Origin of the sequence: Bittarella massiliensis (ex Durand et al. 2017) (assembly GCF_001486165.1) — a bacterium.
GTDB classification, from domain to species: domain Bacteria; phylum Bacillota; class Clostridia; order Oscillospirales; family Ruminococcaceae; genus Bittarella; species Bittarella massiliensis.
In genome coordinates this window covers 412,677-425,614 of record NZ_LN908976.1, presented here as the reverse complement: position 1 = coordinate 425,614, position 12,938 = coordinate 412,677, and the positions used below count along the sequence as shown (strand labels likewise).

Here is a 12,938-nt window from a genome sequence, read left to right as displayed (position 1 = left end):
TTCTCCTTGCTGCCGATTGTGGGCATCCCCTTGCGCCGGGGTCGCGCGAATATCTTATTTTCATGCTACCACACAAAATCGTTTCCCGCAAGGCGGTTTGGCGGAGCGGACGGCGCCTTTCGACAGCCGCCGGCAAAGGGGAGACGCCGCCCGCCGGGGTTTGCGAAACCGATGAAAATAGAGTATACTAAAACCATCTGACGGCTGCCGGCAGCGGGCGGCAAAGAGAATTGGTGAGGAGGGCGATGCGGCTGTGCCGAGAGAACACTATTTGGACAACAGCGCCACCACCCAGGTCTGGCCCGAGGTGGCCGACCTGGTGCGGGAGGTGTTGGTGGAGCGGTATGGGAACCCCTCCTCCCTCCACTCCAAGGGGCTGGAGGCGGAGCTGCTTATGAAGTCGGCCGCCGCCGACCTGGCCCGCATCCTGAACTGCGCGCCGGAGGAGCTCTATTTCACCTCCGGCGGCACCGAGGCCAACAACTGGGCCATCCTCTCGGGGTATGAGAGCCGCCGACGGCGGGCGACCGGGGTCATCACCACCGCCTTTGAGCACTCCTCGGTGCTGGAGCCGGTGCAGTACCTGGCCGAGCGCCAGGGGGCCCAGGCGGTCTTTGTCGCCCCCGACGGCGAGGGGCACATCCGCCCGGCCGACGTGTTGGAGCGGGTGGACGGGAACACCGCCCTGGTCAGCCTGATGGCGGTCAACAACGAGATCGGCACCGTCCTGCCCATCCAGGCCCTGACCGCCGCCATCAAAAAAAAGGCCCCCAAGGCCCTGGTCCACTGCGACGGGGTGCAGGCCTTCGGCAAGCTGCCCATCAACCTAAAGGCCTGGGGGGTGGACCTCTTCACCTTCACCGGCCACAAGATCCACGCCCCCAAGGGGGTGGGCGCCCTTTACATCAAAAAGGGGGTGCACCTGCCCCCCCTGGTCCGGGGCGGCAAACAGCAGCGGGGGCTGCGCCCGGGGACCGAGAACGTGGCCTACGCCGCCGCCCTGGCCCTGGCGGCAAAGCGCTGCGCGAAGGACCGCGCCCGGAATATGGAGCGGGTCACCGCCCTGCGGGACCGGCTGCTGGCCTGGGCCGCGGCGGACGGCGGGGTGCAGATCAACTCCCCGCAGGACGCCCTGCCCTACATCGTCAACCTCTCGGTGCCGGGCTTTCGCAGCGAGACCCTGCTGCACTTCCTGGCCGAGCGGGGGGTCTATGTGTCCAGCGGGTCGGCCTGCGCCAAGGGCGGCCCCAGCCATGTGCTGGCGAGCATCGGCCTCTCGGGTCCCCGGGGGGACAGCGCCCTGCGGGTGAGCATGGATGCGGGGAACACAGAAGAAGACATCGACGCGCTCTGCGCCGGGCTCGAAGCGGCCCGACAGAGCCTGGTTGGGAGAAGATAGGGTTTGAAAGAGATCATTTTGTTAAAGTACGGGGAGATCGCCCTCAAGGGCCTCAACAAGCAGAGCTTTGAGTCGGTCCTCCTGAAAAACGTCCGCCACCGGCTGCGGCTGCTGGGGCGCTTTGAGACCCGGGCCGCCCAGTCCACCATCGTGGTGGAGCCGCTGGAGGAGTGCGACCTGGACCTGGTGGAGGAGCGGCTGAGCCACGTCTTCGGCATCTCCACCATCACCCGGGCCGCCGTCGCCCAAAAGGAGATGGGGGACATCGCCCGGGTGGCGCTGGAATACCTGGCCGACAGCCTGCCCCTGGTCTCCACCTTCAAGGTGGAGGCCAAGCGCTCGGACAAGACCTTCCCCCTCAAGACCCCCCAGATCTGCGAGGAGATCGGCGGCCTGCTGCTGGAGCGCTTTGACAACCTGTCGGTGGACCTGCACGACCCCGAGTACCGGGTGGTGGTGGAGGTGCGCGACTTCGGCGCCTACGTCCACGGGGTGGCCCACAAGGCCGCCGGGGGGATGCCGGTGGGCTCCTCGGGGATGGGGATGCTGATGCTCTCGGGCGGCATCGACTCCCCGGTGGCCGGCTACATGATGGCCAAGCGGGGGGTGCAGCTGTGCTGCATCCACTTCGAGAGCCCCCCCTACACCAGCGAGCGGGCCAAGCTGAAGGTGCTGACCCTGGCCGACAAGATGACCGAGTACTGCAACACCTTCGAGGTGCACGTGGTCCCCTTCACCCGCATTCAGGAGGAGATCAAGCGCGGCTGCAAGGAGGAGTACTTCACCGTCATCATGCGGCGGGTGATGATGATGGTGGCCAACCGGGTGGCAAAGGCCCGGGGCTGTGGGGCCATCATCACCGGGGAGAGCCTGGCCCAGGTGGCCAGCCAGACCATGCAGGCCATCGGCTGCACCGACGCGGCCAGCGAACTGCCGGTCCTGCGCCCCCTCATCGGGATGGACAAGTTGGAGATCGTGGACATCGCCCGCAAGATCGACACCTTCGAGACCTCCATCCTCCCCTATGAGGACTGCTGCACCGTCTTTACCCCCCGGCACCCCAAGACCCGGCCGGTGCTGGAACAGATCGTCCGGGAAGAGGAGAAGCTGGATCTGGAGCCCCTCATCGAGGAGGCCGTCTCCGGCACCGAAAAACTGGTGGCCATCCTGCGGTAGGGGCACCGAGAGAGAAAAAGGGGGAAACCACACGTGAAAGCGGAAATCATCTGCGTCGGCACCGAGCTGCTGCTGGGCGACATCGTCAACACCAACGCCCGCTACCTCTCCCGCCAGCTGGCCAAGCTGGGCATCGACATGTACTACCAGAGCGTGGTGGGGGACAACGGCGCCCGGCTGCTGGAGGCGCTCAAACAGGCCCTCTCCCGCAGCGAGCTGATCCTCTTCATCGGCGGGCTGGGCCCCACCAAGGACGACCTCACCAAGGAGACCATCTGCAGCGCCCTGGGGCTGGAGATGGAGATCCACCAGCCCTCCCTGGACAAGATCAAGGAGTACTACGCCCACCTCTGCGCCCAGATGACCGAAAACAACGTCAAACAGGCCCTGGTCCCCAAGGGGGCGGAGATCTTTGAAAACCATCACGGCTCGGCCCCGGGCTGCGCCATCCACAAGGGCAACCAGTACATCGTGATGCTGCCCGGCCCCCCCTCGGAATTTGAGCCGATGGTGGAGGAGTGGGTGGTCCCCTACCTGCAGTCGGTCACCGGCTGCACCATCTGGTCCACCACCCTGCGGGAGTTCGGCATCGGCGAGTCCCTTTTGGAGACCAAGATCGATGACCTGTTGCAGGGGCAAAACCCCACCGCCGCCGTCTACGCCAAGGAGGGCGAGGTGGAGGTGCGCATCACCGCCAAGGCCGCCAGCGAAGCGGAGGCGAAGTCCCTCTGCGCCGGGGTGGTGGAGGAGATGAAGACCCGCCTGGGCGACGCGGTCTACGGCCAGGACGTGGAGAGCATGCAGGAGGCGGTGGTGGCCGCCCTCAAGGAGAAAAAGCTCACCCTGGCCACCGCCGAGTCCTGCACCGGCGGCCTCATGAGCCAGCGGATCACCCAGGTCCCTGGCGCCTCGGCGGTCTTTGGCTTTGGCGCCGCCACCTATGCCGACTTTGCCAAGCAAAACACCCTGGGCATCCGCCGCAGCTACTTCAAAAAGTACGGGGCGGTCAGCGAACAGGTGGCCTGCCGGATGGCCCTGGGGGCCCGCCGGCGGGGGCACAGCGACATCGGGGTGGGGATCACCGGGGTGGCCGGCCCCGACAGCGACGACCGGGGCAACCCGGTGGGCACCGTCTACATAGCCGCCGCCTTTGGCAAACAGCTCTACGTGCGCAAGTTGGAGCTGAAAAACGGCAACACCTCCCGCGAGAAGATCCGCCACCTGGCCTGCATGCACGCCCTTGACCTGGTGCGCCGCCTGGCCCTGGGGCTGGACCTGTCGGCCTACACCTCCTACAAGATCGCCAGCTACACCCGGGGCGACCGGGCGGTGCGGGCCCTGGACGGGGTGCGGGTGCTGGCCTTCTACCTGGCCCTTTGCGTCTTTATCGGCTCGCTGACCCTGGTGGGGCAGTACCTCTACGAGGGGTGGCAGAACAAGAACAAAAACAGCGAGCTCACCAGCCTCTACACCTCCGGCGCCGACGTGGATGTGGAGCTGCCCGAGGGGTATCTCGACGACTTCAAGGCCCTCTACCTGAAAAACAGGGAGGTGGCGGGCTGGATCAAGGTCCCCAACACCCAGATCGACTACCCCATCGTCCAGACCACCGACAACAGCTTCTACCTGAAAAACGACTTCTTCAAGGAGTACTCCAAGTACGGCACCCTCTTTTTCGACTACCGCAACGACCTGCAAAACCCCGCCGAAAACCTGGTCATCTACGGCCACAACATGAAGGACAGCCAGATGTTCGGCGACCTGACCAAGTTCCGGGATCTGGAGTTTTACAAGGCCAACCCGGTTTTTGAGATGAACACCGTCTACGAGAAGTCCCAGTACAAGGTGTTGGCCATCTTCACCGCCAACACCGAACCCAGCCAGGGCGAGGTGTTTGACTACTACAACTCCCTGAGCTTCCTCACCGAGGAGGGCTTTGACGAGTTTGTGGGGGAGATCACCAGCCGCTCCCTGATCGAGACCCCGGTGGACACCCAGTACGGCGACACCCTGGTGACCCTCTCCACCTGCCTCTACGACTACGACGGCCAGCGGCTGGTGCTGGTGGGCCGCAAGGTCAGAGAGGGGGAGGAGGCCACGGTGGACGTGGAGCAGGCCCAGAAAAACCCCAGCCCGGTGCAGCCCAAACTCTATAAAAACGGGGACCTGGCCTCGGTGGATTTGAACACCGACCTCTCCCACCTGACCCAGACCCAGGTGAGCAAACCCACCCCCGGCGGCAGCTCCAGTTCCCCCGCCCATTCCGGCGGACAGGGGAGCGCCTCCTCCGCGCCCACCGTTCCGGTGGACGGCAGTTCCTCCAGCTCCTCCTCCAGCACCCCGTCGGGGGGCGGCTCCTCTTCCGGCAGCGCCTCCTCCGGGGGCAGCAGCTCTTCGTCTTCCAGCAGTTCCCAGCCCGAGGCGGAGCCGGAAGAGCAGCTCCCCCAGAGCATCTACGGCCTGAGCATCATGGGCGAGAGCTCCCTCACCGCCGACCAGCTGGCCGCCTACGTGCTGGCAAACAACCCCTCCCCCCAGCTCAACTGCTCGGTCAAAGAGCTGGCCAGCTACTTTTTGAGCGAGGGGCGGGCCGAAGGGGTGCGGGGGGACATCGCCTTCTGCCAGGCCATCCACGAGACGGGCTTTTTCCGCTTCACCGGCGATGTGAAGTGGACCCAGAACAACTACGGCGGCCTGGGGGCCACCGGGGGCGGCGAGCCCGGCCTCTCCTTTGACAGCCCCCGCATCGGGGCGCGGGCCAATATTCAGCACCTGAAGGGGTACGGCTCCGCCGCCCCCCTCAACCAGGCCTGCGTCGACCCGCGGTACAAGTACATCTCCCCCAAGGGCAAGGCCCCGCTGTGGGAAAACCTGGCCGGCACCTGGGCGGCCGACTCCGGCTACGCAGCAAAGCTCAACAGCCACTACCAGCGGGCGCTGCAGTACTGACCCAGTCAACCCAATATTGCAAAGGCCGGACAGGCGGGGATGCCTGTCCGGCCTTCTTTTCTGCCGATTCGGCCCGGGCCCTCCCGGCGCCCCTGTAAGATGTGCGGCCGGTTTGCGGCGGTTGGCCGCCCGAGCGATGCCACACCCCGATTTGCTGTGTGCGGAGAGGGTCTGGCTGTTCGTCCTCCGGCACGGCTGCCGGGCAAAAGGGGGAGGTCGGCCACAAAGGCCCCTTGCCGCCGTGCCCGGCTCAGCACTGCCGGACAGAGGGGGGGCCACTTGACCGGGGCTTTCTCTAGAGGGCGAGAGGGCGGTCAATGCCCTTCATCTCAGCCCGCGGCCCCACATGAGCGCCGGATGAGGGGTTTCTGCCGGTGGGCACATGGTCGGTTTGCAGGATTTGGTCACCCGAGCCGTTTGGCATCTCGATTTGCCGTGGCAGGGAGAAGTTCCCGTTCATCTCCGGGTAGAAAAAGGGCGGCCCGCACAAAGGCCTTTTGCCGCTGCACCCGGCTTCGGCGTTGCCGGACAGGTGGATCTTGTGCCCGCACGAGAGGGCTTTCTCTGGAGCGGGGAGACAGCCGCCGTCCCGCCCTTTCAGCGCTCTGTCCATAAACAAATCCGCCCTTTTGTGGCAGATGTATAAACGCGCCCCCCTCTCTTGAAAGGGGGCGCGTTTTGTGCGATACTGGTACAGGATCGAGACAGCAAACGACAAGAAGGGGGATTTTATTCAATGGGCAAAACCGTCATCCAAAACGGCATGATCATCACCGTGGACAGGGACGACCGGGTGCTGGACAAGGGCTACCTGGTCATCGAGGGCAACAAGATCACCGAGATCGGCGCGGGGGACTACCAGGGCGAGGCCGACTGCGTGGTCGACGCGGCCGGCAAGGCCGTCCTCCCCGGCATTGTGGACGCCCACTCCCACGTGGCGGGCAGCCTCTTCAAGGCCCTCACCGAGGACCCGGAAAACGGCTTTTACGGCCTCTCCCTCCCCATGGAGGGCCAGCTGACGCCCGAGACCACCTACCACCTCTCCCTTCTGGGCGCGGTGGAGCAGATGAAGGCGGGCATCACCTGCACCAACGACATCTACCACTACATGGACCGGGTCACCCAGGCCTTTTACGACATCGGCATGCGGGCGGTGGTCAGCCAGAACATCGTCGACGTGGACATTGCCGCCCTGCGCTACGACGACTACACCCGCTACCCCAAGATGGGGCAGGATTTTGTCGAGCAGAACATCCGCCTGATCGAGGACTGGAACGGCAAGGACGACGGCCGCATCACCTGCCGCTTCGGCCCCCACGCCACCGACACCGTCTCGCTGGAGCTGGCCAAACAGATCGTCGAGCTGGGCGAGAAGTACGGGGTGGGCTTTCACACCCACATCTCCCAATCCCCCCGCGAGGCGAAGTACGTGCAGGAGACCTACGGCTTCAGCTGCCTGGGCTACCTCAAGGAGAGCGGCCTGCTGGGCGAGCACCTGATGGGCGCCCACTGCATCTACATCAGCGACGACGACGTGAAGATGCTGGCCGAGAGCCGCACCCCCATGCTTCACTGCGCCGAGATGCTGGGCAAGCGGGGCCATGTGCCCCCGGTCAAGCGGATGTTTGACGAGGGCGTCCGCCTGATCCTGGGCACCGACTGGGTCACCCAGGACTGCTGGACCAACATGCGCGCCGCCATCTCCATGGACCGGATGGCCGGCTGCACGGTGCACGACATGAACGCCAAAAAGGCGCTGCGCAAATCCACCATCGAGCCGGCGGAGGCCCTGGGCCTCGACGACAAGATCGGCTCGCTGGAGGCGGGCAAACAGGCCGACATCATCCTCATCGACCTGCAGAGCCCCAACCTGACCCCTATGTTCGACGACCCGGTGGCCACCCTGGTCTACAACGCCAACCGGCACGACGTCTGCGACGTGATGATCGCCGGCCGCTGGACGGTGCGGGATCACCTCCTCAAGACCGCCGAGGAGAAGGAGATCCTCGCCAACGGGCAGAAGATCGCCAACGAGATCTACCAGGCCCATCTGGCCAGCAAGAACGCCGACTGGAACCACTGATTGGCCTTTGAAAAAGAGCGGGCGCACCCTTTGTGGGTGCGCCCGCTCTTTTTTCTGTCGGGGCGTCCGAAATCAGCGCTCGTACACCGGGCGGACGATGCCGGGGTCCAGGGCCTTTTCGGCCTCGATCTTCGCCACCGTCTCCTCCCGCACCAGTTCCCGCAGGGCCGTGAGGGCGGGGAAGGGGGCGCACTCCTTGTCGGCGTAGTGCAGGTTGAGCTGGTATTCCAGGGGGATCCAGGTGGAGATGTCCGAGAAGTTGTGCTGAATGAGGGCTTCGATTTTGTCCAATCCTTTGTAGAGGCGGCTCTCGGGGGTGCACTGCTGCTCCATCTCCCGGTAGAGTTCCCGCCAGCGCGCCCCCAGGGCGGGGGGCAGGGCGTCCACCATGGCGTCCACGGCGCCGTCCTCCACCGCCCGCTGGCCGTCGGTCTTGAGGAAGGTGGGGATGTCGCCGGTAAAGGCCTCCCCCATGTCGTGGAGGATACACATCTGCAGCACCCGCTCCATCTCCACCCCGGGGCAGCTGTCCCAGAGCAGCATGCAGAGGAGCCCCAGCTGAAAACTGTGTTCGGCCACGCTCTCCTGCCGGCCGCTGGTGGTAAAGCAGTGGCGGGTGGCGCACTTGAGCTTCTCCCCCAGGGAGAGGTAGTCCAGGATCTGGCGGGGGGAAATCGCTTCGACGCTCATCTCTCCACCCCCTTTTCCGGCCCGAAATGGGCCTCGACCAGGGCCTTGGCCATTTTGTCGGCGTACTGCGCCACCCGGGAGAGCCCCAGCAGGGCTGCCAACAGGTCGGTGCTGTCGGAGAGGGCGCTCTCCGGCAGGAACTGGTCAAAGCAGTCCTTCACCGCCTCGTCCAGCAGGGGCTTTTGCTCTAAAAACTCGCGGTAGACCCGGGTGAGGGCGTTGTCGTAGCCGGGGGAGACATAGCACTCCTCCATCACCTGGGCGATCTCCCCGATGGAGAGGATCCCCTTCAGGTGGTAGATGAGCAGCATCTGCACGATGTGGTTTTTGGTGTAGCGCTTCCCGTCCAGGGGGCGGATGATGTTTTCCTTGCGGTAGTTGTTGATCATGGTCTTGGTCAGCAGGGGCTCCTCCCCCTGGCGGGAGAAGAGGGTCAGCACCTGGTCCATGTAGAGGTCCAGGTCGGGGAGTTCCTCCAGGGTCAGCTCCCCGGTGTTTGTCATCTTGCGGTACAGCTCTTCGACGGCGGGCACCAATATCACCTCACAGACTCATTTTGTCACAATTAGTTTACAACAGCAGAGGGCAAAAAGCAATATCTCGACTTGTATCGGCATAGGATACGTGGTATATTAAATACATATAAAGTAGTATTTGAAACTATATTATAAAAAGGAGACCATACAATGCCATCTTTTTTCAGCAGAGCGCGGGACCCGGTGGACAGCTACACCCACTTTATCGGCATTGCCCTGGCCGGACTGGGGTCGATCCTCATCGCCGTGGGGGCGCTGGTCAACCACACCCCTCTGCGCTACGCCCTGCCGGCGCTGGTGTTCTGTCTCTCCATGCTGGCCCTCTACACCGCCTCTACCGTCTACCACTACTCCAACGGCGACCCGGCGCGGGTGCGGCGGCTGCGCAAGCTCGACCACTCGATGATCTACGTCCTCATTGCCGGCACCTACACCCCCATTTTTTTCCGCTTTCAGCCCTTTGAGCGGGCGGCCCTCTTCATCGGCATCCTCTGGGGGGTGGCCCTGGCGGGGATCGCCGTCAAGCTGGTCTGGATCACCGCCCCCAACTGGGTGTCCGCCCTGGTCTATTTGGTCATGGGCTGGTCCATCCTCTTCGACCTCTCCATCTTCTCCCGGATGGGCGGGGGGATGATCGCCCTGCTGGCCATCGGCGGGGTCTGCTACACGGTGGGGGCGGTGATGTACGCCCTCAAGCGGCCCAACCCCAGCCCCCAATTCGGCCATCACGAGCTCTTTCACATCTTTGTGCTGCTGGGCACCTTTTTCCACTTCATGGCGGTTTTGTTCTACGTGGTCTTTTAGCGATCATCGCTCCCGGCGCGCCCCCGGATTTTCCGGGGGCGCGCCCTTTGCATCGGCATAACTGCCCGCCCTGCCGCCATAGGGATGGGGAAGGGGAAAATCTGAAGTTTTTCTGATTCTTGCAAAATTGTCACCCGCAGCGGGGCAAAAGGGTGTATACTAAGACTTGCATTGCGCCGGCGGCCAGCCGGCAAAAATACCGACCGAAGAGAGGGATCACCTGCCATGTGGGACATTTTAAAAGCAATCATCTTGGGGATCATCGAGGGACTGACCGAGTGGCTGCCGGTCTCCAGCACCGGCCACATGATACTGGCGGACGAGTTCATCCACATGGACATCACGCCGGCGTTCAAGGAGATGTTCCTGGTGGTCATCCAGCTGGGAGCCATCCTCTCCATCGTGGTGCTGTTCTGGAATAAGCTCTGGCCTTTCTCCTTCAAAAAGGGCCAGCCCCACGTCAAGAAGGACACCTTCCAGCTCTGGTTCAAGGTGTTGGTGGCCAGCATCCCCGCCCTGATCGTGGGCCTGCCCTTCAACGACCAGATCGACGCCCTCTTTTACAACTACATCACCGTTTCCATCACCCTCATCCTCTACGGCATCCTCTTCATCTGGATGGAAAACCGCAACCGCCGCTACCAGCCCCGGGTGAGGAACCTCGGGCAGCTCACCTACAAGCACGCCTTCATCATGGGCTGTTTTCAGGTGCTGGCGCTGATCCCCGGCACCTCCCGCTCCGGCGCCACCATCCTGGGGGCGGTGCTGGTGGTGGGCTGTGCCCGCCCGGTGGCCGCCGAGTTCTCCTTCTTCATGGCCATCCCCGCCATGGCGGGGGCCAGCCTCCTCAAGCTGGTGAAGTTCGGCTTCTCCTTCACCGGGATGGAGGTGGCCATCCTGGCAGTGGGCTCTCTGGTGGCCTTTGTGGTCTCCATGCTCTCGGTGGGCTTTTTGATGAACTACGTCAAGAAACACGACTTCAAGGTCTTCGGGTGGTACCGCATCGTCCTGGGTGCGGTGGTGCTGGCCTATTTCCTCTTGTTTGCCAAATAGTGCTGAAAAAAGGGCGGGAAACCGCTCTTTTTTTGTCGCCCAAAGGGCGGGGGACGGCCTTGCGAAACCGGCGGCAATCCGCTACACTGGGTTTGTGAGAACAGATGAAAAGGGGAGTTTGCCGTGGAATTTCAAATCGAACATCACGCCGCCCTGTTTGCCTACCTGGCCCGCGAGGCCCTGCAGCGCTGCGGCGTCGCGGGGGAGGAGGCGGTGCCGAGGCTCTTGTCCACGTCGAGGCAGTAGAGCTTGCCGTATTCCAGCGGGACGGGGAGCCCCTGAACATGACCAGCTACCTGCTCTACGGCGAGTGGGCCGACAGAGAGGGCAAAAACCGGCAGGAGCTGCTGGGCCTTGCCCCCTACGCCACCGCCTGCCTCACCTGTGGCTGGTGTGCCTGCTGGCAGGAGCTGGGGCTGCTGGAATACGGCAAGCTCTACTGCCTCGACGTGGACAAGAGCCTGGTGGAGGGCTTCAACCCCGACCTGGTGCTGGACATCCACAGCACCCTCTCCGCCGGGGCGGAGCGCTGCCACTTTGTCTGGAACGGCGCCTCCTTCGACGGGGAGAGCGCCGCCGCCTTTGCGGCCAAAAAGGCGGCCATGGGGGAGAAGAACCAGCGGGACTTCCTCTACCACACCGCCCACCTGCTGCACGCCATGGGGGAGACCTTCGCCCAGCTGCTGCCGGGCGAGAGCGAAGCCATCTGCCAGGGGGCCCTGGCGGCCTTTGCCGGCCGATATGGCCAGCCGGCGGCCGACGCGGTGAAAGCCGCCGCCCAGGCCGATTTCGAGGCCGTCTAGCGGAGAGAGGAAGAGCCATTTGTGGGAAGTGCGGCCCGCCCCAAGCGGGGAGGGCCGTCTGTCCGGGCGGGAGACCGCCCGGGGATAAGAAGGAGGAATTTCATGCACTGCGACATCCTGATCACCGGAGCCGACCTGCTGACCCCCGACTACAAGGTGGAGCACGACCGCGCCATCGCCATTGTCGGCCAGCGGATCGCCGAGATCGGCCCCACCGCCGAGATGGCGGCCAAATACCAGCCCGCGCAGCTGGTGTCCGGCGAGGGCAAGCTGGCCATGCCCGGCCTGGTGGACGCCCACACCCACACCTGCCAACAGCTGCTGCGGGCCCGCGCCACCGACGAGTACCCCATGATCTGGACCCGATTCCTGGTCCCCTTTGAGTCAAACCTCACCCCGGACGACGTCTACTGGTCGGCCCAGCTGGCCTGTTTGGAGATGATCAAGTCGGGCACCACCTCCTTTGCCGATTCGGGCGGAGTGCACATGGACCGGGTGGTCCAGGCGGTCCTGGAATCGGGGATGCGGGCGGCCATCGCCCGCTCCACCATGGACCAGGAGGGGGTCATCCCCGACAGCATGAAGGACACCACCCAGAGCGCCATGGAGAAGGCCGAGAAGCTCTTTGCCGGCTACAACGGCGCCGGGGACGACCGGGTGCGTATCTGGTTTGCCATGCGGCAGGTCATGTCCTGCTCGCCCGAACTCATCCGCCAGACCGCGGCCCGGGCCAAGGAGCTGGGCACTGGGGTGCACGCCCACCTCTGCGAGCACAAGGACGAGGTCAGCTTCTGCCTGAAAAACTACCAGAAGCGCCCCGCCGCCTTCCTGGACGAGATGGGGATGGTGGGGGAGAACTTCCTCACCGCCCACAACGTGGTCCTCTCCGAGGGGGACATCACCCTGCTGGTGGAGAAGGGGGTCAAGATCGTCCACTGCCCCCGGGCCAACCTCTCCAACCACGGCTTCCCCAAAACCCCCCGCATCCTCGAGTGCGGCGGCTCGGTGGGGATGGGCAGCGATGGCGCCTGCTCCTCCAGCCTGAGCCTCTTTGACGAGATGAAGGTGATGCGCAACGGAATCATCGCCTACTGGGGCCTGCCCATCTTCGACCCGGTGGTCATCCGGGTCGAGGAGCTGGTGAAGATGGCCACCCAGGGCGGCGCCAACGCCCTGTTACAGGGGGACGACCTGGGCAGCCTGGAGGCGGGCAAGAAGGCCGACGTCATCCTCATCGACATCGAGCAGCCCCACATCCTCCCCACCCACAACCTGGTCAGCACCCTGGTGGAGGCAGTCACCGCCGGCGACGTCAACGACTCCATCATCGACGGCAAACTGGTGATGAAGGACCGCCAGGTCCTCACCCTGGACGAGGAGAAGATCCTCGCCGAGGCAAAGAAGCGGATGGTGGACATCTCCGCCCGGGCGGGGATCTAACCGGC

12 protein-coding genes are annotated in these 12,938 nt (G+C 64.3%); 9 read left to right on the top strand and 3 right to left on the bottom strand.

Translation table 11 applies throughout. The features are described from left to right. The first annotated feature begins 253 nt into the window (after positions 1–253). Genes BN3266_RS05545 through BN3266_RS13165 form a run of 3 tightly spaced genes read left to right on the top strand, consistent with a single transcriptional unit; the run spans position 254 to position 5,524 of the window. Positions 254–1,399 carry a cysteine desulfurase family protein gene (locus tag BN3266_RS05545; protein ID WP_059004361.1) on the top strand — a complete coding sequence of 382 codons (1,146 nt, stop codon included), beginning with the start codon at positions 254–256 and terminating at the stop codon, positions 1,397–1,399. 3 nt (positions 1,400–1,402) lie between these two features. After that, positions 1,403–2,575, top strand: a complete 1,173-nt coding sequence (gene thiI / locus BN3266_RS05540; RefSeq protein ID WP_059004360.1) for a tRNA uracil 4-sulfurtransferase ThiI — start codon at positions 1,403–1,405, stop codon at positions 2,573–2,575. Between the two features lie 33 nt (positions 2,576–2,608). Further along, complete coding sequence (locus tag BN3266_RS13165; protein WP_075109684.1) at positions 2,609–5,524, top strand: competence/damage-inducible protein A; 2,916 nt, start codon at positions 2,609–2,611, stop codon at positions 5,522–5,524. A gap of 295 nt (positions 5,525–5,819) precedes the next feature. Here the strand turns inward: BN3266_RS13165 and BN3266_RS05530 are convergent, their stop codons facing one another. Next, on the bottom strand, positions 5,820–6,137 hold the full coding sequence (locus tag BN3266_RS05530) for a hypothetical protein (protein ID WP_059004359.1): 318 nt from the start codon (positions 6,135–6,137) through the stop codon (positions 5,820–5,822). A gap of 123 nt (positions 6,138–6,260) precedes the next feature. On the opposite strand from BN3266_RS05530, the gene BN3266_RS05525 reads away from it, so the two are divergent. Beyond that, a complete protein-coding gene (locus tag BN3266_RS05525; protein ID WP_021660259.1) occupies positions 6,261–7,607 on the top strand; it encodes an amidohydrolase family protein in 1,347 nt (448 codons plus the stop codon). A gap of 72 nt (positions 7,608–7,679) precedes the next feature. Here the strand turns inward: BN3266_RS05525 and BN3266_RS05520 are convergent, their stop codons facing one another. Together BN3266_RS05520 and BN3266_RS05515 are read right to left on the bottom strand one after the other, a co-directional pair. Then, a complete protein-coding gene (locus tag BN3266_RS05520) occupies positions 7,680–8,297 on the bottom strand; it encodes an HD domain-containing protein (RefSeq protein WP_242861721.1) in 618 nt (205 codons plus the stop codon). Continuing rightward, positions 8,294–8,839, bottom strand: a complete 546-nt coding sequence (locus BN3266_RS05515; protein ID WP_059004358.1) for a DUF1836 domain-containing protein — start codon at positions 8,837–8,839, stop codon at positions 8,294–8,296. The genes BN3266_RS05520 and BN3266_RS05515 overlap by 4 nt, the downstream gene beginning before the upstream one ends. A 144-nt stretch (positions 8,840–8,983) precedes the next feature. On the opposite strand from BN3266_RS05515, the gene trhA reads away from it, so the two are divergent. The 5 genes from trhA (at position 8,984) to BN3266_RS05495 (ending at position 12,933) form a co-directional block, all read left to right on the top strand. After that, positions 8,984–9,637 (top strand): PAQR family membrane homeostasis protein TrhA, encoded by a 654-nt coding sequence (trhA, locus tag BN3266_RS05510; RefSeq protein ID WP_059004357.1) that lies wholly within the window; start codon positions 8,984–8,986, stop codon positions 9,635–9,637. A 225-nt stretch (positions 9,638–9,862) separates the two neighbouring features. After that, positions 9,863–10,690 carry an undecaprenyl-diphosphate phosphatase gene (locus tag BN3266_RS05505; RefSeq protein ID WP_059004356.1) on the top strand — a complete coding sequence of 276 codons (828 nt, stop codon included), beginning with the start codon at positions 9,863–9,865 and terminating at the stop codon, positions 10,688–10,690. A gap of 123 nt (positions 10,691–10,813) precedes the next feature. Further along, complete coding sequence (locus tag BN3266_RS14420) at positions 10,814–10,936, top strand: hypothetical protein (RefSeq protein WP_278275373.1); 123 nt, start codon at positions 10,814–10,816, stop codon at positions 10,934–10,936. Positions 10,937–10,974: 38 nt separating this feature from the next. After that, positions 10,975–11,493 carry an L-2-amino-thiazoline-4-carboxylic acid hydrolase gene (locus tag BN3266_RS05500; protein ID WP_059004355.1) on the top strand — a complete coding sequence of 173 codons (519 nt, stop codon included), beginning with the start codon at positions 10,975–10,977 and terminating at the stop codon, positions 11,491–11,493. 102 nt (positions 11,494–11,595) lie between these two features. Next, entirely contained in the window at positions 11,596–12,933 is a 1,338-nt protein-coding gene (locus BN3266_RS05495; protein ID WP_059004354.1) for an amidohydrolase family protein, read from the top strand. Positions 12,934–12,938: the final 5 nt, after the last annotated feature.